At 72.3% G+C, this 20,472-nt stretch carries 17 protein-coding genes; 4 read left to right on the forward strand and 13 right to left on the reverse strand.

Features of this window, described 5'->3' with window-relative positions:
- Positions 1-93: 93 nt before the first annotated feature.
- Positions 94-3,294 carry a (Fe-S)-binding protein gene (locus QI633_RS23565; RefSeq protein WP_282427243.1) on the reverse strand — a complete coding sequence of 1,067 codons (3,201 nt, stop codon included), beginning with the start codon at positions 3,292-3,294 and terminating at the stop codon, positions 94-96.
- A gap of 179 nt (positions 3,295-3,473) precedes the next feature.
- Positions 3,474-6,041: a hypothetical protein gene (locus QI633_RS23570; RefSeq protein WP_141797096.1), complete on the reverse strand. Its 2,568-nt coding sequence runs from the start codon at positions 6,039-6,041 to the stop codon at positions 3,474-3,476.
- Positions 6,042-6,166: 125 nt separating this feature from the next.
- Here QI633_RS23570 and QI633_RS23575 point away from each other — a divergent pair, with 125 nt between their 5' ends.
- The 4 genes from QI633_RS23575 to QI633_RS23590 all read left to right on the forward strand — a co-directional run bounded on the left by QI633_RS23575 (position 6,167) and on the right by QI633_RS23590 (position 10,722).
- Positions 6,167-7,633, forward strand: coding sequence for a M1 family metallopeptidase (locus QI633_RS23575; RefSeq protein ID WP_282427244.1), 1,467 nt, complete (start codon positions 6,167-6,169; stop codon positions 7,631-7,633).
- A gap of 50 nt (positions 7,634-7,683) precedes the next feature.
- Entirely contained in the window at positions 7,684-8,115 is a 432-nt protein-coding gene (locus QI633_RS23580) for a hypothetical protein (RefSeq protein WP_141797094.1), read from the forward strand.
- Between the two features lie 56 nt (positions 8,116-8,171).
- A complete protein-coding gene (locus QI633_RS23585; RefSeq protein WP_282427245.1) occupies positions 8,172-9,707 on the forward strand; it encodes a hypothetical protein in 1,536 nt (511 codons plus the stop codon).
- Positions 9,708-9,786: 79 nt separating this feature from the next.
- Positions 9,787-10,722 (forward strand): sensor domain-containing diguanylate cyclase, encoded by a 936-nt coding sequence (locus QI633_RS23590; protein ID WP_282427246.1) that lies wholly within the window; start codon positions 9,787-9,789, stop codon positions 10,720-10,722.
- Here the strand turns inward: QI633_RS23590 and QI633_RS23595 are convergent.
- The 11 genes from QI633_RS23595 to QI633_RS23645 form a co-directional block, all read right to left on the reverse strand.
- The gene (locus tag QI633_RS23595; RefSeq protein WP_282427247.1) at positions 10,697-11,653 is read right to left on the reverse strand and encodes a serine/threonine-protein kinase; all 957 of its coding nucleotides are present in this window, start codon (positions 11,651-11,653) and stop codon (positions 10,697-10,699) included. The two genes, QI633_RS23590 and QI633_RS23595, sit on opposite strands and share 26 nt — an antisense overlap.
- A 182-nt stretch (positions 11,654-11,835) precedes the next feature.
- Complete coding sequence (locus QI633_RS23600) at positions 11,836-13,158, reverse strand: dihydrolipoamide acetyltransferase family protein (RefSeq protein WP_141797090.1); 1,323 nt, start codon at positions 13,156-13,158, stop codon at positions 11,836-11,838.
- Positions 13,159-13,171: 13 nt separating this feature from the next.
- The gene (locus QI633_RS23605) at positions 13,172-14,149 is read right to left on the reverse strand and encodes an alpha-ketoacid dehydrogenase subunit beta (protein WP_282427248.1); all 978 of its coding nucleotides are present in this window, start codon (positions 14,147-14,149) and stop codon (positions 13,172-13,174) included.
- The gene (pdhA, locus tag QI633_RS23610) at positions 14,146-15,279 is read right to left on the reverse strand and encodes a pyruvate dehydrogenase (acetyl-transferring) E1 component subunit alpha (RefSeq protein WP_141797088.1); all 1,134 of its coding nucleotides are present in this window, start codon (positions 15,277-15,279) and stop codon (positions 14,146-14,148) included. The genes QI633_RS23605 and pdhA overlap by 4 nt, the downstream gene beginning before the upstream one ends.
- A 254-nt stretch (positions 15,280-15,533) precedes the next feature.
- Positions 15,534-16,394 carry a PT domain-containing protein gene (locus QI633_RS23615; RefSeq protein WP_282427249.1) on the reverse strand — a complete coding sequence of 287 codons (861 nt, stop codon included), beginning with the start codon at positions 16,392-16,394 and terminating at the stop codon, positions 15,534-15,536.
- Positions 16,395-16,404: 10 nt separating this feature from the next.
- Positions 16,405-17,283: a hypothetical protein gene (locus tag QI633_RS23620; protein WP_141797086.1), complete on the reverse strand. Its 879-nt coding sequence runs from the start codon at positions 17,281-17,283 to the stop codon at positions 16,405-16,407.
- Between the two features lie 13 nt (positions 17,284-17,296).
- Entirely contained in the window at positions 17,297-18,160 is an 864-nt protein-coding gene (locus tag QI633_RS23625) for a DUF2510 domain-containing protein (protein WP_186348220.1), read from the reverse strand.
- Positions 18,161-18,241: 81 nt separating this feature from the next.
- A complete protein-coding gene (locus QI633_RS23630) occupies positions 18,242-18,733 on the reverse strand; it encodes a hypothetical protein (protein WP_282427250.1) in 492 nt (163 codons plus the stop codon).
- 5 nt (positions 18,734-18,738) lie between these two features.
- Positions 18,739-18,966 carry a hypothetical protein gene (locus QI633_RS23635; RefSeq protein WP_141797084.1) on the reverse strand — a complete coding sequence of 76 codons (228 nt, stop codon included), beginning with the start codon at positions 18,964-18,966 and terminating at the stop codon, positions 18,739-18,741.
- Positions 18,967-19,005: 39 nt separating this feature from the next.
- Positions 19,006-19,884 (reverse strand): hypothetical protein, encoded by an 879-nt coding sequence (locus tag QI633_RS23640; RefSeq protein ID WP_282427251.1) that lies wholly within the window; start codon positions 19,882-19,884, stop codon positions 19,006-19,008.
- A gap of 119 nt (positions 19,885-20,003) precedes the next feature.
- Complete coding sequence (locus tag QI633_RS23645; protein ID WP_186348219.1) at positions 20,004-20,441, reverse strand: hypothetical protein; 438 nt, start codon at positions 20,439-20,441, stop codon at positions 20,004-20,006.
- Positions 20,442-20,472: the final 31 nt, after the last annotated feature.

A 20,472-nucleotide genomic window follows, 5' to 3' on the forward strand; every position in this document is an offset into this window, starting at 1 on the left:
ACCGGGGATTCATGCACTTGTCGGGGGTTGCAACGCCTGACAAGTACAGGAAAGCCCCATCCGCCGTGACGGATGGGGCTCCTGGGATCCGACTCAGAGGTCGAAGAGGGACTCCGCGGCGTTGATGTCGACGTCCGTGCGCGGCTGGTGGGCCTCGCCGGAGTACGACGCCGGGGCGGCCGGGGCCGCGGGAGCGGCCGGGGCGGGGGCCGCCTCGACCTCCGCCTCGGGCTCCGGCGCGGTCTCCGGCTCCGGCTCGGGCTCGGGCTCGGTCTCCGGCTCCGGCTCGGGCTCCGGCTCGGGCTCCGGGGCGGCGGCCGGCGCGGGCGCCGGGGTGGCCGGGGCCGCGGGAGCAGCCGGGGCGGCGATGTCGAACAGCGAGCCCATGGAGTTGATGTCGACGTCCGTGGCCGGCGCGCTCGCGGGGGCGGCGGGCGTCGGGGTGGGCGCGGGCGCCTCCTCGACGACGGCAGCCTCCTCGGCACGGGCCTCGGCCTCGACCGGCGCCTGCTCGACGACCGGCGCCGGGGCGGGGGCCGTCGGGGCGGACGCCTCGGGCGCGGCGATGTCGAACAGCGAGCCACCGGACCCGAGGTCGGCTGTCGGGGCCGCCTCGGCCTTCGGAGCCTCTGCCTTCGGGGCCTCGGCCTTCGGAGCCTCTGCCTTCGGGGCTTCGGGCGCGGGCGCCGGGGTGTCGAAGAGCGAGCCCCCCTCGTCGAACAGGGAGCCGCCGCCCGCGGGCGTGGCCGACTTCTCCTCCGCCGGAGCCGCCGGCGTCGCCGGAGTGGGAGCCGAAGCGGGCGTGTCGAACAGCGATCCCGGGCTGTCGAAGAGCGAGCCGCCGTCGGCCGGGGCCGCCTCGGCCTCGGGAGCCGCCGGAGCCGCCGGAGCCGCCGGAGCCGCCGGAGCAGCAGCGGGGGTGTCGAACATGGAGCCCGGGTCGTCGAACATCGACGAGCCACCCGACGCCTTGGCCGCGGGGCCGACGTCCTCGGTCGCGACGACGGTGTCCTCGGTGATCGTGACGTCGCCGGCCTCCGGCTCGGCCTTGGTCTCGACCGGCTGGGCGGCCTTGGCCGCAGCCGGCTTCGCCGTCACCTGGGCACCCTCACCGGGCAGCAGCTTGGTGGCCTGCTCGCCCTTGACCGAGGCGAGCAGCATCTGCGCGACGTCGAGGACCTCGACCTCCTCGCGTGCCTCGCCGTCGGCCTGCATCTTGGTCAGGCCGTCGGAGAGCATCACGCGGCAGAAGGGGCAGCCGACGGCGACCTGGTCGGCGCCGGTGCCGACGGCCTCGGCGGTGCGGTTCAGGTTGATCCGCTCACCGATGGTCTCCTCCATCCACATGCGGGCGCCACCGGCGCCGCAGCAGAAGGACCGCTCGGCCGAGCGCTCCATCTCGGCGAACTCGGCGCCCGGGAGGATCTGCAGCAGGTCGCGCGGGGGCGTGTAGACCTGGTTGTGGCGACCGAGGAAGCACGGGTCGTGGTAGGTGATCTTGCGGTTGTGCGCCCCGGCACCGGAGGCGACCGGAGTCAGCTTGCCCTCGCGCACGAGGCGGTTGAGCAGCTGGGTGTGGTGGATGACCTCGAGCTCGAGACCGAGCTGGCGGTACTCGTTCTTGAGGGTGTTCATGCAGTGCGGGCAGGTCGAGACGACCTTCTTCGCCTTGGCGTCGTTGAGCGTCTCGATGTTCTGCTGGGCCAGGCCCTGGAACACGAACTCGTTGCCGGCGCGGCGCGCGGAGTCACCGGTGCAGGTCTCGCCGTTGCCGAGTACGCCGAACGAGACGCCGGCGAGGTCGAGCAGCTCGGCGACGGCCCGGGTGGTCTTCTTGGCGCGGTCCTCGTAGGCACCGGCGCAGCCGACCCAGAACAGCCAGTCGACGGACTCGAGGTCCTCGATCTGGTCACCGACGACCTTGACCTCGAAGGGCAGGTCCTTGGCCCAGTCCAGGCGTGCCGTGGGCGACATGTTCCACGGGTTGCCCTTGTTCTCCAGGCCCTTGAACAGGCCGTTGAGCTCGGAGGGGAAGTTCGACTCGACGAGCACCTGGTAGCGGCGCATGTCGACGAAGTGGTCGACGTGCTCGATGTCGACGGGGCACTGCTGGACGCAGGCACCGCAGTTGGTGCAGGCCCACAGCGCGTCCTCGTCGATGACGAAGTCACCGCCCTCGGGGTTGTAGAACCACTCCCCCTCGCCGGCGGAGCCCACCAGCGCCTTCTCGGCGGCACCCTCGACACCGCCCGCGGCGGCGTACGCGTGCTCGCGCATCGCCATCATCATCAGCTTGGGCGAGAGCGGCTTCTCGGTGTTCCAGGCGGGGCACTGCGACTGGCAGCGACCGCACTCGGTGCAGGTCGTGAAGTCGAGGATGTCCTTCCAGGAGAAGTCCCAGATGGAGCCGACGCCGAGGACGGCGTCCTCGTCGAGGTCGTCGACGTCGTCGAGCGTGATCGCCTTGCCGCCCGAGGTCAGCGGCTTGACCGCGCCGAGCGCCGTACGACCGCTCTCCTCGCGCTTGAACCAGATGTTGAACCAGGCGGTGAAGCGGTGCCAGGCCACACCCATGGTGAGGTTCGAGGAGATCACGATCAGCCAGATCATCGCGGAGGTGATCTTCACCATCGCGATGAAGAAGATGATGTTCTCGAGCGTCCCGATCGACTCGTGGCCGGTGGGGTAGAGGTTGCCGAAGAACTGCGACACCGGGAAGTGGAAGCCATCGGCGTGCTCGGCCGCCTCGCCGCCGTGCGCCTTGGCCAGGTTGTACTCGGCGCCGCGGATGAAGAGGATCGCGGAGCTCTCCAGCAGGACCATCGCCTCGACGAAGTAGGCCTGCCACATCGTCGACCCGAAGAAGCGGCTCTTGCGGCCGAGCTGCGAGGGCTTGTGGGTGAGCCGGTAGATGATCAGCGGGATGATCGCCAGCGACCCGAGCAGGCCGAGGACCTCGGCCACCCACTCGTAGAGGAAGAACTTGCCGAGGACCGGGATCGTCCACTCGGGGTCGAACAGCTGCGGGAACGCCGCGGCGACGGCGGTCGAGAGCGCGATGAAGGCCGCGAACGCGAACCAGTGCAGGATGCCGACCCAGGTCCACTGCAGCATGCGCGTGTGGAGGACCGTCTCCTTCAGCATCGTCAGCGTGCGGCCGGCCGGGTTGCCGGTGCGCCCGGGCGCCGGCTGGCCGCGCTTGATCACGCCGAGCATCGCGACGACGGCACGCGCGGTCAGTACGACGGCGACGGCCGAGACGGCCAGGGAGACGACGATCGCAACGATCTGCATGGTGTCCAACAGCTCCTCATCCGGCAGGGAGTCAAGGGGCGCGCACAGGAGTGCGCGCGACGAGCCTAGTGCCGGACGACGGACCCCGCCGCGATAGGCAAGCCTTACCCACGTGCGCTGGCGCCGCGGGCACAGCGGATACTACCGGCAGGTAACTTCGTTGCGCCGTGAGCATCGCCTCACCGGCGGTACTTGACCTTCTTCACCGTTCCGTCGGCCCTGAGCTTCACGACGACGGTCACCTTGACCAGCTTCTTGGTCGTCGTGCCGTCCTTCCTGATCTTCTTCGCCTTGGCGCAGAACGTGAACCTGTTGTCGAGGCGCAGGTAGGGCTGCCCGACCTTCGCGATCACCCGGTCGGTCGTGAAGTGCTTGCGGACCATCCGCTTGCCGAGCCTCTTCGCCTTCGCCAGCGACATCCGCAGGTTCGGGTTGCGGCACGAGTCGGGACGTACGCCGTACGCGCGCTCCCACATCTGCAGGTAGGCCTCGGCGCCGCGGGCCATGTCGTCGACGATCTTCGCGCCGTCGCCGGGATGCTGGGCGTCGGCGACCTGGCGCAGGTCCTCGACCCAGTCGGGATAGAGGCCGTACTGCGCGACCCCGTCGGTGTTGATGTCCCACACCCGCTGGCCGGCACGCTGCTTGTCGATCGTCACGCCGCCGAGGCCGGTGAACGGGTAGCGGACCGGGTTGGGCACGTCGGCCCCGCGCGGGTTGCCCTGCGCGCCGAGACCGTTGATGTCGGCGCCGAACCCGAAGCCGAAGTAGTAGCGCGAGTCCGCCCAGCCGAGGTGGCGGCGCCACTTGGCGACGAACCCGGTCGAGTCGCCGGCGTACGGCGTGATGAAGCCGCCGGAGCGGTAGATGCGCGGGTAGGTGTCGGGCGTCGACCACGAGTGGCTCGAGATGACGCCGGCGTAGCGCAGGTCCTCGATGACGTCCATCGACGCGGCGCGCGCCCTGACCGAGAGGTGGTCGGGGTCGAAGACCATCCTGCGCTTCGCGAGGCCCTCGATCGTGTGCACGCCGAGATCGGTCAGGCCGCGCTTGTTGCAGTGGGCGGGCTGCGGGTAGAGCGGCAGCGCCGGGAGCAGGCCGAGCACCTTGCCGAGCGCGCCGAAGAGCGCGTCCTGCTGGCCGGCGGTGATGTCGGGGATGGTGATCTGCGCGTTGTCGGAGGACTCGCCGTCGGCCGGCTCGCAGTGCTCCATCGCCCAGAAGGTGCCGGTCTCGAGGAAGTTGGCGGCGTTGACGAGCGGCCCGATGGCACCGGCGTCGCCGGCGACACCGGCGAGGGCGTTGTCGAACTTGTTGACCAGCTCCATCTGGCGTACGCCGAGAGCCTGCATCTCGTCGAGGTTGGCGTCGATCTCCTGCGGCGTGCACGCCGGGAAGTCGCGGCCGAGGACGGTCTTGTAGGTGCAGCCGAACGGGATGGACGTCTCGATGCCCATGACGACCGCCATCTTGCCGGCGTTGATGACGCGGCGGGCCTCGAAGGGGTCCCTCACGATCCGGTAGAAGCCCTTGCCGGGACCGCCGAACTGCGCGTCGATGTAGTCCTGCATCGTGTGCATGTCCTTGGCCTGCAGCCGGATCGAGGTCATGTCGTCGCAGGAGTTCTTCTTCAGCGGGTAGAGCTGGCAGAGCTTGTTGTTCTCGACGAGCAGGTTGACGAACAGCCGCTCACCGCCTCGCCACGCCCGCTCCAGCCAGCGGTAGTAGGTGCCCTCGTGGGTCAGCGACTCGGGCGCCGGCCAGTCCTTGAAGGTCGGCCAGCCGACCGGGTCGTGGGACGGCTTGCCGGAGAGCACCGACTCGAGCAGCGCGCCCTTGCCGCCGGTGATCTTGTGATCGGCGCAGTCGTCGAGGGCGTACGGCGCGCCGTACTCGTGCCACGGACGGCCACAGTGCACCTTGCCGCCGAGGAACTCGAAGGCCATGCCGTGGGTGTGGGCGTCGACGAACCCGCGGACCTCCTGGTAGGGCTTCGCCCCGCCGAAGGGCTCGCCGGAGACGTTGACGTCGGCCTCGGGGTACTCCGGGCAGCCGCCGGCCAGCGCGACCTGGAAGGTGGTGCCGGACGCGCCGCTGGTGAGGGTGCCGCCCTGCGCCACGAGGGCGCCGGCGCCGTCGATCTGGAAGGTGAAGGCGCCGTTGCCGCCGGTGACGGTCCAGTCGGCCTGCGGGCTCGGCTTGGCGGCGAGGGCCACCGAGCCGTTGCCGTTGCGGGTCAGCTCGCCGGTCGGGGTGTGCAGCAGGTAGCCGCCGAGACGGGTCGCCTTGAAGTAGTAGGGGCCGAAGGCCGTGCCACCGGCAGTGAGGGTGTAGCAGCCCCCGGCCATCGCATAGCGGTCGGCGGGCACGGCCGAGCGGGCCGGGTAGGCCGCGGTCGGGACCAGGCGGGGCTCGGGGAGCGCGCGCTCGGTGTCGACGTAGGACGCCGCGGCCCTGCGCTCACGCGCCGTCGTCGGGTCGACGACGTCCTCACCGACGGCGAGGCCGCGGGCGACCTCGTTCTTGGTGCGCGGGTCGTTGTGGTCGTGGGGCGGGAGCAGGGCGTCGTCGTGCGGGACGCCGAGGTCGGACTTCTGCTGCTCGGCGGCGGAGGCGAGCGACGTCGTACCGTCGCCGGAGCCCGATGCCGGTACGGCGAGCGCGACGCCGACCACGGACAGCGCGACGAGCGCGGCGAGTCCGACCCGCTGCCACCCCTGGGGGCGTGCGACCTGTGCCTCGTCCACCACTTCACCTCCCCGCTCCGGGGCACGCCACAGTGACCCCGATCACTCCTCCAACGACGAGCCGCGGTCGAGGTGACGGGAAAGATGAATGGCTGTCAGATTTCATGGAGCGGCATGATGCGTCCATGACCCGGAGCGCTGGTCTCGTCGCCGCGGCCGCGTGCTGCCTCGCACTCGCCGCCTGCGCCGGCCAGTCCATCGGCGGCGGCGCCGTTCCCCAGCGGTCATCGGGCGCGCCGACCAGCTCGCCGAGCAACACGGCGCCCGCCGGCGACCTCGCGATCGCCCGCAACGACACCCGGGCGGACTCGGTCTACCCCGAGTTCGGCGACCCGCTGGTCGATGCCCTGCACTACGACCTCGACCTGACCTGGGCCCCCGACGGCGACCGCCTCACCGCGCGCGAGACGCTCACCTTCCGCGCGACCGGCGACGCGCCGCGGATCCCCCTCGACTTCAACGAGCAGCTCACGATCTCGTCCGCCACCGTCGACGGCGCCCCTGCCGAGGTCAGCGTCGAGGGAAACGACCTCACGGTCGCGCACGCCGTGGTCGCGGACCGCCAGTACGTGCTGGTGCTGGAGTACTCCGGCTCCCCCGTGTCGGCACCCGCCCCCAGCCAGCGCGCCGACTTCTCCCAGGGTGTCGGCTGGACCACCACGGCCGAGCACGAGACCTCGACGCTGCAGGAGCCGTACGGCGCGTTCACCTGGTACGCCGTCAACGACCAGCCCTCCGACAAGGCGCTCTACGACTTCACCCTGACCGCACCGGCGCCGATGTCCGGGGTCGCTAACGGTGTGCTCGCCTCCTCGACCACCGAGGGCGGGCGCAGCGTCAACACCTGGCACCTCGCGGAGCCGGCGTCGTCGTACCTCGTCACGGTGGCGTTCGGCGACTACCAGCACACGGACCTGGCCTCGGCGAGCGGCGTACCGATCCAGGTGTGGGCCGACGCCGACGGCGACCCGCTGCCCGGCGACACCGCGAAGACGCCCGCCGCGATCGACTGGCTGGAGAACCTGCTCGGGCCCTACCCCTTCGACAGCTTCGGCGTGCTCGTCGTCGACAACGAGAGCGGCATGGAGACCCAGACCATGATCACGCTGGGCGACTCGACGTACAGCCTCTCGGAGGCGGTGCTGGTCCACGAGGCCGCGCATCACTGGTACGGCGACACGGTCACCCCCGCGGACTGGTCGGACGTGTGGATGAACGAGGGCATGGCGATGTACCTGCAGGGCATGTGGGAGGCCGAGCAGGAGGGCACCACGATGCTGAGCAAGACCGACGACTGGGCCGTCTTCGAGTCCGACCTGCGCGCCGAGTCCGGCCCACCCGGCGCGTTCAACCCGACCCGGTTCGGCGACGGCAACATCTACTACGGCCCTGCGCTGATGTGGCAGGAGCTGCGGGAGCGGATCGGGGACAAGAGGTTCTTCGAGGTGCTGCGCGAGTGGCCCGCCCGGGAGGCCAACGGCACCTCCGACCGGCGCGAGTACGTCGACTGGATCGAGCAGACGACAGGCGAGGAGCTCTCGGACTTCTTCGACGACTGGCTGCTCGACGAGAACACGCCGGAACGCGACTGACCATGGGCTCGGCTCACCTTCGCCCGCGGGCCGCCCGCGCCTGTCGCCTCGTGTTGCTGAGCACCCTCGGCGCCGTCTCCCTCACCGGGTGCGGGTCGGTCGGGTCCGAGCGCGAGCTCACCGAGCACCTCGAGTCGATCGACGGCGTGGCCGATGTCCACCTGTTCCACCCGGATGCCGGCGACGACCTCGAGGAGGCGCTGACCGTCACGATCGCCGACGACATCGGGACCGACGATCTCACCGAGGTCATCGAGTACGCGCTCGGCGGCCTGGAGGATCTCTACGGCCGCGGCTACGGCGGAGGCGACATCGAGCTCCAGATCGAGAACGCCCCCGGGCGTCAGGAGCTGGAGCTGAGGACCGCGGACCACGACGAGCCCCGCAGGCTCGCCGAGCTCTATGTCTCGACGCGCGAGGACGGGACGCCGGACCTGGACTGGACGATGAGCGGTGACGGCACGGTGGTCGGGCACGACTGAGGAGGGCACACCCCCGGCCCCTTCCCAAGAACTGGAACGCGTTCTACTCTCCCGGGATGCGCATGCTCCGCGTGGCGGCCGAGGTGTTCGCCGCTGCCCTCGCCCTGTCCCTCGGCGCCCTGCCCTCCGCCCCGGCCCACGCCGACACCGCACTGCCGGGGCTGCCGGGGCTGCCGGCCCTGCCGACCATCCCCGGCCTGCCGATCCCGTCCCTGCCGACCGACCTGCTGGTGCCGCGCTTCACCGGCGCCCCGGCCACCGCACAGCCGCTGGAGGCACCCCCGATCCCACAGAACCCGTACCTCGCACCCAACGGGCGCAGCAGCATGCACAACGACCCCTACAGCTCCGACGCGTACGCCGTGTCCGGGCCGCTGGGGCGCGACCTGCAGGTGCGCACCGCGTCGTACGGCATCCGGGAGTGCGCCACGATGGCGTTCGACTCGCACGACCGGCTCGTCGGGCTGTGCGGCGGGCTCGAGGGCTTCACCCTGATGGTGATCGACCCGGTCACGCTGCGGGCGATCTCGCAGCTCCAGCTCTCGCAGCGCGACCTGGCCTCGGGCGCGAACCCGCTGACCGACATCTGCGGCGGCACCTACTTCTTCCTCGACGGCCAGGACCGCGCGTACGCCACCACGACCGACGCCTCGATCGCCGAGGTGAGGGTCAACGCCGACGGGAGCCTCACCCGCGGCCGGACCTGGCCGCTCGCCGCGCAGCTCGGCGCCGACGACTGCCTCGTCGCGACCGGTGTCGACTGGGCCGGACGGGTCTGGTGGTTCAGCCAGCAGGGCACCGTCGGCACCCTCGATCGCGGCACCGGTGCGGTGAGGGCGCTCGAGCTGCCGGAGGGCGAGGGGATCTTCAACTCCGTCTCCACCGACGAGACCGGCGGCGTCTACTTCGTCTCGACCCACCGGTCCTACCGCCTCGACGCGGCCGCCGACGGCACCCCGCAGGTCACCTGGTCGATCCCCTACGACCGCGGCAGCGTGAAGAAGCCCGGCATGCTGTCGCAGGGCTCCGGCACCTCGCCGACCCTCATCGGCGAGCGGTGGATCGCGATCGCCGACAACGCCGAGCCACAGAGCCATGTCATCGTCTACGACCGGCGCAAGGGCGTCACCGACCGCGAGCACTGCTCGATCCCCGTACTGGCCTCGGGCGCGAGCACCACCGAGAACAGCCTGGTCGCGGCCGGCGAGTCGCTGATCATCGAGAACAACTACGGGTACGCCGGCGTGCAGTCCACGCTGCTCGGCAAGACCACGACGCCCGGCGTCTCGCGGGTGATGATCGACCCCGACGGCTGCCACGTCGCCTGGACCAACCCGACCAGCGCGCCGACGTCGGTGCCGAAGGCCTCGCTCGGCAACGGGCTCGTCTACGTCTACTCCAAGCCCAAGGGCAACCTCCTCGATCCCTGGTACGTCACCGCCATCGACATCCGCACCGGCGAGACCCGCTGGAGCCGGCTGACCGGCACGGGCATCCAGTGGAACAACCACTACGCGTCGATCTACCTCGGCCCCGACGGCGCGCTGTACGTCGCCACGATCGTCGGGCTGATCCGGCTCACCGACGGCTGACGGACCGCGCCGGGCTCAGGTGGGCGCCTCCCCTGCCGATAGGAGCGGTCCAGCACTCTGCGGCAGATCGGAGGCGGCCATGGTGGTCGACGTCGCTGCGCCCGACAGCTTCACCGAGGCGGCCCGCCGCGTCGTCGGGTACCTCGCGCGGCGTACGCCCCTGACGAACTGGTCGGTGTCGCGGGTGGCCGGTGGCGAGCAGGTGCACGTCCACGTGCACGGCCACGGCCTGATCGGCACCGGTGACCGGGTGCGGTGGGACGACACGTTCTGCCGGCAGATGACGCTCGGCGCGGCGCACGTCGTCCCGGACTCGACCCGCGACGCGTCGTACGCCGGGCTGCCGGACTCGCCCGCCGTGCGGGCCTACGTCGGGTACCCGATCCGCGACGACCGCGGCGACCTCTTCGGCGTGCTGTGCGGGGTCGGGGACAGCCCGCTCCCGGATCCCGTCGCGGTCGACGACGACCTGGTCGAGATGCTCAGCCACCTGCTGTCCAGCCATCTCGCCACCGCCCGCGCAGCGGACCGTGGCCGGCGCGCCGCCCTGGTCGCGACCGCGCTCGCCGAGACCGATGCGTTGACCGGCCTGATGAACCGGCGCGGCTGGGACGGCCTGGTCGCGGACGCCCAGGAGCGCGTCGACGCCTTCGCGGACCCGGTGGCCGTCGCCGTACTCGACGTCGACGGACTCAAGCACGTCAACGACACCGCGGGCCACGAGGCCGGCGACGAGCTGCTGCGCCGGGCGGCCGACGCCCTGCGCTACGCGGCGACCGACCGTGACCGGGTGGCGCGCTACGGCGGCGACGAGTTCGCCGTACTGTCGAACGACGTGCCCGTCGCCGATCTGCCGGCCCACTACGCTCGGTTCGTGCACGCCCTGCGCCGGCACGGCGTCGAGGCCTCGCTGGGCCACGCGTTCACGGGACCGGGCGAGCGCACGGTCCGTGAGGCGTTCCGGCAGGCCGACGCGGCGATGTACGCCGTCAAGCGGGCCCGTCGCGCGGGTTGACGCTCCACAGGCAGCTCGCGGCGGCGGTGAGGACGACATCGACGGGGACGTCCTCGAGGCGGCCGGGGCGGTGGGCCGCGGCGAGGGCGCGGGCGGTGCAGCGCGCGGTCGCCGGGTCGAGGCCGGCGTCGCGCTCGAGCGCGCGGGCGAAGGCCGCGACGGTGTCGGGCCTCGGCCCGGGGCCGGGCGCCAGGGACATCGCCAGGACGGCCACGAGCGCCAGCGTGGCGGCGACGCCGGCCGCGACCCACCAGCGGCGCGCCCCTCGCTCGCCAAGGCGCCCGTCACGCACCATTCCGCGCAGTACGTCGCGCACGGCCGCCGCGGTCGCGGGCGGCTCGGCGAGCACCCGCGCGAGCGCCGGGCCGGGAGCCTTTGCGAGGACGTCACGCAGCAGCCGGAGCAGCTCACGGACGTCGTCGGCTGCCGCGTCACCGCGCGCGGGCGCGGCGATCCCGAAGTCCGCGAGGTAGGCGACGGTGTGGGTGCCCCGCCGGTGGAGCAGCACGTTGGCCGCCTTGACGTCGCGGTGCACCAGGCCCGCGCGATGGGCCTCGGCGAGCCCGTCGGCCACCTGGACGACGAGATCGACCGCCTCCGGCTCGGACAGGGCACCGTGCCGGCGCAGCGCTGCTGCGAGGTCGCCGTCGGGCACAAGCTGGCTGGCGAGGTAGAGCCGGCCGTCGATCTCGCCGTGGGCGAAGACCCGCACGACGTGGGGCGAGTCGAGCGACGCCTGGGCCCGGGCCTCCCGCACGAACCGCTCCCGGAAGTCCGGGTCGTCGGCGAGCTCGGGAACGATCAGCTTGAGCGCGACGTGGCGCCCGAGCGCGGTGTCGACCGCCTCGTGGACGGTGCCCATGCCGCCGCGCCCCAGCAGACGCACGATCCGGTAGGGACCGAGCGTCGTGGGAGGGTCGCGTCGCAGCATGCCGACGTTCTACCGGGCGGGTCCGGCACTGGCGAGCGCTCGTCCACAGCCCCGCCCCGCCCGTTGAGTTGCCGCCTTCTCCCCGTTGAGTTGCCGCCTCTGCGCAACTCAACGGTGAGTCTGCGGCAACTGAACGGGGAGTTTGCGGCAACTCAACGGGGAGTTTGCGGCAACTCAACGGGTTAGAACAGCAGGGCTGTGGCGGGGTCGCTGACCAGGTCGGCCACGTCGGCGAGGAACTGCGAGCCGGTGGCACCGTCGATGTGGCGGTGGTCGAAGGACAGCGAGAGCGTCATCACCTGGCGCGGCACGACCTGGTCGCCGACGACCCACGGCTGCGGCTTGATCGCGCCGAGGCACAGGATCGCGGACTCGCCGGGGTTGATGATCGGCGTACCACCGTCGACGCCGAAGACGCCCACGTTGGTGATCGTGAACGAGCCGCCGGCCATGTCGGCGGGCTGGGTGCGACCCTCGCGGGCGGTGGCGGTCAGCTCCTCGAGGGCCCGGGCGAGCTCGACGAGGGTGAGCTCGTGGGCGTCCTTGACGTTCGGGACGACCAGGCCGCGCGGGGTGGCGGCGGCGATGCCGAGGTTGACGTAGTGCTTGACCACGACCTCCTGGGCGGCCTCGTCCCAGGTCGAGTTGACCAACGGGGTACGACGCATCGCGAGCAGGCAGGCACGCGCCACCACGAGCAGCGGGCTGACCTTGGTGTCCGCGAACTCGCGGCGCTCGCGCAGCCGCGCGACCAGGTCGACCGTCGCGGTCGCGTCGATGGTGACCCACTCGGTGACGTGGGGGGCGGTCGAGGCGGAGGCGACCATCGCGGCGGCCATGTTCTTGCGCACCCCCTTGATCGGCTCACGGGTCTCGCGGCCGGCGGGGTCGACGGCCACCGGGGCCGGGGCGGTGGGCGCGGCCGAGCCGGCGGCGGCGAGCACGTCCTCCTTGCTGACCGTGCCCTTCGGCCCGGTCGGTACGAGGGCGGTCAGGTCGACGCCGAGGTCGCGGGCCAGGCGCCGCACGAGCGGCTTCGCGAGGGCCCGGAGCGGACGTGCGGGCTCATCGACCGGCCCGGGCACGACGACGGCCGGGACCTCGTCGGGCGTGGCCTTGCGCGCGCGCCGCTTGAGGGCACGCTGCTTGGGGCCGTAGCCGACGAGGGTGGCGTTGCCGGCCGGTGGGACGTTGGTGTCGATGACCTCCGCCGCCGGGGCGGGGACCTCGGGAGCGGCCTCAGGAGCGGCCGCGGGCGCCGCGCCGGGCTCGCCGACCCGGATGATCGGCGTACCGACCTCGACGGTGTCGCCCTCGGCGACGAGCAGCGCCAGCACGTGGCCGGCGTACGGCGAGGGCAGCTCGACGATCGACTTGGCGGTCTCGATCTCGACGACGATGTCGTTGACGGCGACGACGTCGCCCTCCTTGACCCGCCAGGCCACGATCTCGGCCTCGGTGAGGCCCTCGCCGACATCGGGGAGCTTGAACTCGTTCACAGCCATGGCAGGAGACTCCTCAGAACCCGAAGGTCCGGTCGACGGCGTCGAGGATCCGGTCGAGGTCGGGCAGGAAGGCCTCCTCGATCCGGGCGGGCGGGTAGGGGGTGTCGAAGCCGCCGACGCGCAGCACGGGGGCCTCGAGCGAGTGGAAGCACTCCTCGGTGACCCGCGCGGCGATCTCGGCACCGACACCGAGGGTCAGGTGGGCCTCGTGGACCACGACCAGGCGTCCGGTACGACGGACCGACTCGTGCACGGGCACGAGATCGAGCGGCGAGAGGGTGCGCAGGTCGATGACCTCCAGCGAGCGGCCCTCCTCGGCCGCGACGGTCGCGGCGTCCAGGCAGGTGGAGACCGTCGGCCCGTAGGCGACGAGCGTCGCGTCGGAGCCGGGGCGCACCACCCGCGACTGCCACAGCGGCGCTGCCGGCGCGGACTCGTCGACGTCGGCCTTGGCCGAGTGGTAGAGCCGTTTGGGCTCGAGGAAGATCACGGGGTCGTCGGCGTGGATCGCCTGCTGGATCATCACGTAGGCGTCGGCCGGGTTGGAGCAGGCGACGACCTTGAGGCCGGGGGTGTGCACGAACTGCGCCTCGGGCGACTCGCTGTGGTGCTCGACCGCGCCGATGCCGCCGCCGAACGGGATCCGGATGACCATCGGGATCCGGACCCGGCCCCGGCTGCGGAAGTGGAACCGGGCGACCTGGCACACGATCTGGTCGTAGGCGGGGTAGACGAAGCCGTCGAACTGGATCTCGACCACCGGCCGGTAGCCCCGCATCGCCAGGCCGACGGCGGTGCCGACGATGCCGGACTCGGCCAGCGGGGTGTCGATCACCCGGGCGTCGCCGAAGTCCTTCTGCAGCCCGTCGGTGATCCGGAAGACGCCGCCGAGGGTGCCGACGTCCTCGCCCATGATGACGACCTTGTCGTCGTCCTCCATCGCCTTGCGCAGGCCGGCGTTGAGCGCCTTGGCCAAGGTCATCGTGGTCATGACGGCACCTCCTCGAACGAGGCGGCGTGCGCGTCGAACTCCGCCTGCTGGGCCGCCAGCTCGGCCGTCTTCTCCGCGTGGACCAGGTCCCACAGCTCGTGGGGCGAGGGATCCGGGAGGGCGTGGCACTCGCGCCGCATCCGCTCGCCGAGCGCGTCGGCCTCGGCCGCGAGCTCGGACAGGAACGCGTCGTCGGCCATGCCGTTGCGGCGCAGATAGACCTCGAGGCGGGCGATCGGGTCCTTGAGCTTCCAGTGCTCGACGTCGTCGCTGAGCCGGTAGCGGGTGGGATCGTCGGTGGTGGTGTGGGCGCCCATCCGGTACGTGTAGGCCTCGATCAGGATCGGGCCCTGGCCCTCACGCGCCCGCTGCAGGGCAGCCTTCGTGACGGCGTACGTCGCGAGCACGTCGTTGCCGTCGACGCGGATGCCGGGGAAGCCGAAGCCGTGGGAGCGGCGGTAGAGCGGGATCCGGGACTGGCGCTCGAAGGGCTCCGAGATCGCCCACTGGTTGTTCTGGCAGAAGAACACGACCGGAGCGTTGAAGGAGGCCGCGAAGACGAACGCCTCGTTGACGTCGCCCTGGGAGGTGGCGCCGTCGCCGAAGTGGGCGACCACGGCGGTGTCGCGAGCCGGGTCGCCGGTGCCGACCAGGCCGTCGCGCTGGACACCCATGGCGTACCCGGTCGCGTGCAGGGTCTGCGCGCCGATCACGATCGTGTAGAGGGCGAAGTTGTGGGCCGCCGGGTCCCAGCCGCCCTGGTCGACGCCGCGGAACAGGCCGAGCAGCCGGACCGGGTCGACCCCCCGGCACCACGCGACGCCGTGCTCGCGGTAGGTCGGGAAGACGAAGTCCTGCGGCGCGAGCGCACGACCGGCGCCGATCTGGGCTGCCTCCTGGCCGAGCAGCTGGGCCCACAGGCCGAGCTCGCCGTGGCGCTGCAGCGCGGTCGCCTCGGTGTCCAGGCGCCGGACCAGGGTCATGTCGCGGTAGAAGCCGCGCAGCTCCTCGGCGCTGAACTCGACGTCGAAGCCCGGGTGGTGGACCCGCTCCCCCTCGGGGGTGAGCAGCTGGACGAGCTCAGGATCGGGGGTGCGTTCGGGGGCCGGTCCGAAGACGGGGTCGGTCATTCGCCACTCCTTGCATCCGCCGCCTGCGGGATCGCCGCGGCACGGGTCTGGTCGGTCCGTGGTCCGGGTCCGGCACAGGGGTGGCGTGACGTGATCCGGAGCACACCGTCACTCGCCACGATACTTCGTCCCCATGATCGGATCGCGAACCCGACGCCGGCCGGCGTCGGGGGCGACGCGCGGGTCCTGTCCCGGCGTCCTGTCCCCCCAGGGCGGTACGACGACACGGGGAGCCGCGTCGTCGTACCGGCGCATCACTTCTCGGTGTAGCTGTAGCCGCTCACGAGCCATTCGCCCGAGCTGCCGTCGAGCGCCCAGTGCGACACCAGGGTCTTGCCGGTGTTGGGCGCGTAGACGTCGCCGTCGAGCGCGGCGATGTCGCCCACGATCGTGGGGTCCTCGAAGGTGTACTCGGCGTTGGACATCTCGAGGTTTCCGGCGACCGCCTTGCAGCCGTCCTGGTCGGTGAACTCGGAGGCGAAGTAGTCCGGCGTCGTCAGACCCTCCACCGCGAGGCAGTTGCCCTCGAGCAGCGAGTCGAGGAAGGCCCGCGCCGTGATCGACGGGTCGTCGGTGGGCGCGTCGCCCAGGTCGGACGAGTCGGACTCGGTCGGCTCGTCGGTCGGCTCGTCCGTGGGCTCGTCGGTCGGCTCGTCGGTCGGCTCGTCGGTCGCGCCCTTGGTCGTGGACGTGTCGTCCTTGGCGGCCGGCTTGTCGTCGTCACCGTTGAACACGGTGAAGGCGAGCACCGCCACGACACCGAGGACGAGGACCACCACCCCGGCGACGACCGCGATGATCAGGCCCTTCTTGCCGCCCCCACCGGTCGGGGGCGCCGGGAATCCGGGGCCACCGGGGCCACCGGGACCGCCTGGTCCACCGGGGTAGCCGCCGCCCGGGTAGCTCGGTTGGGGGTAGCCGGGCTGGGGGTAGCCCGGCTGCTGGGGCTGCTGGTAGCCGGGCGCCGCGGGCTGCGGCGGCTGGGGCGGGTAGCCCGGCTGCGGCGGCTGGCCGGGAGCGCCGTACGGCGGCACGGGGGCGCCGCCGGCCGGCGGCGCCATCTGGGTCGGAGGCTGCTCGCCGGGCTGCCCAGGTGGGGGGAACTGGTCGCTCACGCGCGTGAGCCTAGTGCCCCGAGGGCTCCGGGAGAGGCGATTCGTCCCGGCGGCGCGGCCACAGGGTGACGAGCAGCAGGACCAGCCCGACGGGCGCCGCCAGGAGGAAGCCCCGCGCGTACGGCTCCAGCGAGCCGACCACCGCGTCCAGCAGGGCCCCGGCGAGCTCACGGCGCTCCACCTCGACCCGGTCGAGAGCGGCGTCGCGCAGCGGTTCCGCGGCGAGCAGCAGCCCCACCGCCGCGAGGGCGACGCCGAGCAGGCCGAGCCCGAGGGCACGGACCTCGGCCCGCCAGCCGCGCGCGACGACCAGGGCGATCACGATGAGGCCGATCCAGACGAACGGCAGCAGTCGGCTGACCCCGTCGACGGCACGGTACGCCGGGCCAGCCTCGGCGACCTTCGACTCCCGCTCCACGGGGACCCGGAGCTCGACGTCGGGCAGCAGCCCGACCGGGATGCCGCGGTCCTCGAGGCGCCCCAGCACCTGGTCGACCAGGGGTCCGGCATCGACGGTGATCGAGCCGTCGGCGGGCGCCTCGGGATCCTCGAGCACCGCGAGCACCTGGTCGTGCACGTCGCCGTTGGCCCGGCGCCAGAACGCCGGGAACTCCGGGCTCTCCACGACCGTGGTGGCCGCCTCGTCGGCCCACTCCCGCACGGCCGAGGGCAGCCCGAAGGGGATGTGCTCCTGCAGCGACTGAACCGCCCCGTCCGCGGCCGCCTCGGCGAGCACCTGACGCACGGCCGGGTCGTGGGCGAGACCGGCGACCGTGTCGACGTACTCGCTGCGGTCGTCGACCCGCGCGGTCAGCCAGGTCCCGGCGATCGCGAAGGGGGCGACCAGGGTCGCCAGGAGGACCGTGACGGTCGCGGTGAGGGAGCGCATCGGGCCGGTCGACTCAGGAGTTCGCGTCCTGGACCTTCCAGTCGCCGTCCTCCTTGACGAGCTTCATCGTGAGGGTCCGCTCGTCGGTCTTCTCGCCGTCGAGCGCTTCGTCGAGGAACTTGTCGTCGGCGGTGTACTCGGCCGTCTGCTTCACCTCGACCGTCGCCTCGTCGCCGTCCTCGTCGACGTCCTTGACCTCGTACTCGTAGTCGAAGTTGTCATTGGCCTCGTCGAGCGAGAGTCCGTACTCGTCCTCGAACTGGTCGCTCGTCTTCTCCTCCTCCTTCGCCGACTCGTCTGCGAACTCGTCGCAGTCGTCGGCGTCGGCCGCCTCGAGCAGGGAGTCCCGCTCGTCCTCGGCCGTCAGCTCGCACCACGCCCCGTAGTCACGCTCGCCGCGCGCCTTGAGGTAGTCCGTCGCCACGTCCTCGGGGCTGCCGCCGCCGGTCACCTTCACCAGCACGACGACGAGGATGACGAGCAGGACGAGCGCCGCGGCGCCGGCACCGAGGAGGAGACCGAGCTTCTTGCCACCACCACCGCCGCCGCTCGGCGGGGCCCAGCCGGGCTGGGCGAAATGCTGGCCGAACTGCTGGGGCTGGCCGAACTGCTGCGGCTGCTGGCCGTAGGGCTGCTGCGCGTAGTGCTGGGCCGGCGGCTGCTGGGGCTGCGCGGGCTGCTGGAACTGCGGCTGCGCGGGCGGCTGCTGGGGCTGCTGCTGCGGAGGCCGGGGGGCGATGACGGTGGCGTCGGCGGCCGGCCCGGCGGACGGCGACTGGGTGTGCTCGGTCCACTGGGTGCCGTCCCACCAGCGCTGCCCGCCCTGGCCGTCGGGGTACCAACCGGCGGGGACGGTGGGCTGGTTCGGGTCGGACATCGCACTCTCCTGGGCGGGCGGGCAGGTCGGCGGGCATCATGCCACGCCGCCGCGGGCTTCAACCCCACCGCGGTCCCGGAGTCAGCCCGCGTCGACGCCCGCGACCCGCCAGTCGCCGTCGACCTCGACCAGCTCGACGGTGCCGCGGTCGTGCGGCCCGGAGCCCTGCCAGATCGCGTCGAACCCGTCCTGGTCGTCGCCGTGGTAGCGCAGCTCGACGTCGTAGCTCACCCGGGCCCGCCCGTCCCCCTGGCTGAACGGCTCGACGGTGACGACCACGTCGGTGTCGCCACGGTACGGCGCGAGGGCCGACGACTCGGCCGTCGCGGCAGCGGCCTCGGCGTAGGCCGCGCAGTCGGCGTACGGCTCACCCTCGTAGAGGTACGTGCGCCACTGCTCGGTGGCCAGCGCACACTCGGTGCGCCAGGCGCCCTCCCAGCTCGCGCGGAGGTAGTCCTCCGCGACGTCCTCGGGCCCCGGGCCGCGCAACAGCACCACGAGCGAGGCCACCGCAGCCACCACCACGACGAGCGCAGCCGCCGCGATGGCGGTACGCCGTCCCGGGCGGCGCACCCGGCTCAGTTGGTCGTGGTGATGATCGCGACCACCACCACGACCAGCACCAGCACGATCGCGGTCAGCAGTCCGACCGTGAAGCCGATGGTCCGCTTCGTCGTCGCCGGTGGTGGTGGGAGGGCCGGACCGCCGTACGCGGCGGGCGCGCCGCCGAGGTAGGCCGGAGGCGGCGGGCCGGTGGGCGGGCCGGTGGGCGGCGGCGGAGGAGCACCGTACGGCGGCTGGCTCATGCGGTCAGACTAGTCAGGATCGGGCCGTCGCGGGGCGGGTCAGCCCGCGTCGCTGATCTTCCAGCGGCCGCCCTCGCGGGCCAGCTCGAAGTCTGACTTCTGGGTCGAGCCGTAGATCGTGATCTCGACCGGCACGGTCGCCGTACCGGCGGCGTCGTCGACGGTGGCGTCGCCGACCTTCCACTTCACCGAGTCGCCCAGCTCGGTCGGGATCTGCGCGGCGTCACAGCTGCCCTCGTCGTCGAGGTACGTCGTGGTGACCAGGTCCTCCGCGGTCGCGCAGTCGCCGGCGAACGCGGAGTCGAGGAACGCCTCGACCACGGCGGCCGGCTCGTCCGGTACGGCGTCGGCGCTGCTCGAGCCGGTGGCGGACGGGCGGGCCGTGTCGATCGGGACGGTGACACTCGCGGTCGGCGCGTCGGTCCCCTCGGCGCCGGGGTCGTCGGACTCCGAGCTCCGCGAGACGTCGTACGACGCGACCAGCCACTCGCCGTCGACCTTCTCGAGCAGGAAGGTGTACGTCGAGCTGCCGTACTGGCTGGTGAAGTCGGCGGGCACGCTCGCCGTGGATCCGTCGATGCTGGCGTCGTGGACCTCGGACTCGACGTCCTCGGTGGCGAGCAGCTGGAAGGCCTCGTCCTCGCAGGGCTCGGCCGCCTTGGCCTCCTCGGTCAGCAGCTTCTCCGCGGCGGCGCAGTCGCCGTCCTCGGCGGCGTCGACCAGCTTCTCGACGACGTCCTCGGGCGCTCCGGCGGCGCTGTCGCCGCCGCGGTCCTCGCCGTCGCTGTCGTCATCACCGGTGAGGGCGACGATCAGGCCGACGACGACACCGACGAGCAGGACCACGCCGACGACACCGAGCGCGATCCACAGGCCCTTGCCCTTGCCCTGGCCGCCCGGGGGAGGCGGTCCGGGCATGCCCGGCGGCGGGAACGGCGGCGGACCCGACGGTGGACCAGGCGGCTGACCAGGCGGCGGACCCGACGGCGGACCCGACGGCGGGGGACCCGGCGGCGGGGGGAAGGGGGGCTGCTGGCTCATGAGGGGTTCACCTGCTCCAGGTAGTCCGAGAACCACGACTCCAGGTCGGCGGGGTCGGTGGGGAAGGGCGGGATGTCGTCGGGGATACCCGACGGGACACCACTTGGAACCTTGGTCGGCAGGTCCGGGACGCTCGGAGCGCCGCTCGGCAGCTCGGGCAGGCTCTCGGTCGGCAGGTCGCTCGGGAAGTCCGACGGGTCGATCGTCGGGAGGTCGAGGCTGGCCTTCGTGCCGGGCGCGCCGGGCGTCGTACTGCTGCTGGTGTTGCCGCCGGCGGGATCCGCGTCGCCGTCGTCGCGGCCGACGAGCAGGAACGCGGCGACCGCCACGACCGCGATGGCCAGTAGGACGCCGCCGACGGCGACGGCCGCCCGCAGGCCGCGGCCGCCGCCCACCTCGAGGGACGGGCCGTCGGTCGGGAGCTCGGAGGGCACGGCCTCACCCTAGACGAGGAAGGCTTGCAGA

It is taken from the genome of Nocardioides sp. QY071, from assembly GCF_029961765.1.
In the GTDB taxonomy this organism is placed as follows: Bacteria; Actinomycetota; Actinomycetes; order Propionibacteriales; family Nocardioidaceae; genus Nocardioides.

Coding starts and splice junctions, on each gene's coding strand:
- QI633_RS23565 (WP_282427243.1), bottom strand. CDS start 3,294: ATGCAGATCGTTGCGATCGTCGTCTCCCTGGCCGTCTCGGCCGTCGCC.
- QI633_RS23575 (WP_282427244.1), top strand. CDS start 6,167: ATGACCCGGAGCGCTGGTCTCGTCGCCGCGGCCGCGTGCTGCCTCGCA.
- QI633_RS23585 (WP_282427245.1), top strand. CDS start 8,172: ATGCGCATGCTCCGCGTGGCGGCCGAGGTGTTCGCCGCTGCCCTCGCC.
- QI633_RS23590 (WP_282427246.1), top strand. CDS start 9,787: ATGGTGGTCGACGTCGCTGCGCCCGACAGCTTCACCGAGGCGGCCCGC.
- QI633_RS23595 (WP_282427247.1), bottom strand. CDS start 11,653: ATGCTGCGACGCGACCCTCCCACGACGCTCGGTCCCTACCGGATCGTG.
- QI633_RS23600 (WP_141797090.1), bottom strand. CDS start 13,158: ATGGCTGTGAACGAGTTCAAGCTCCCCGATGTCGGCGAGGGCCTCACC.
- QI633_RS23605 (WP_282427248.1), bottom strand. CDS start 14,149: ATGACCACGATGACCTTGGCCAAGGCGCTCAACGCCGGCCTGCGCAAG.
- pdhA (WP_141797088.1), bottom strand. CDS start 15,279: ATGACCGACCCCGTCTTCGGACCGGCCCCCGAACGCACCCCCGATCCT.
- QI633_RS23620 (WP_141797086.1), bottom strand. CDS start 17,283: ATGCGCTCCCTCACCGCGACCGTCACGGTCCTCCTGGCGACCCTGGTC.
- QI633_RS23625 (WP_186348220.1), bottom strand. CDS start 18,160: ATGTCCGACCCGAACCAGCCCACCGTCCCCGCCGGTTGGTACCCCGAC.
- QI633_RS23635 (WP_141797084.1), bottom strand. CDS start 18,966: ATGAGCCAGCCGCCGTACGGTGCTCCTCCGCCGCCGCCCACCGGCCCG.
- QI633_RS23640 (WP_282427251.1), bottom strand. CDS start 19,884: ATGCCCGGACCGCCTCCCCCGGGCGGCCAGGGCAAGGGCAAGGGCCTG.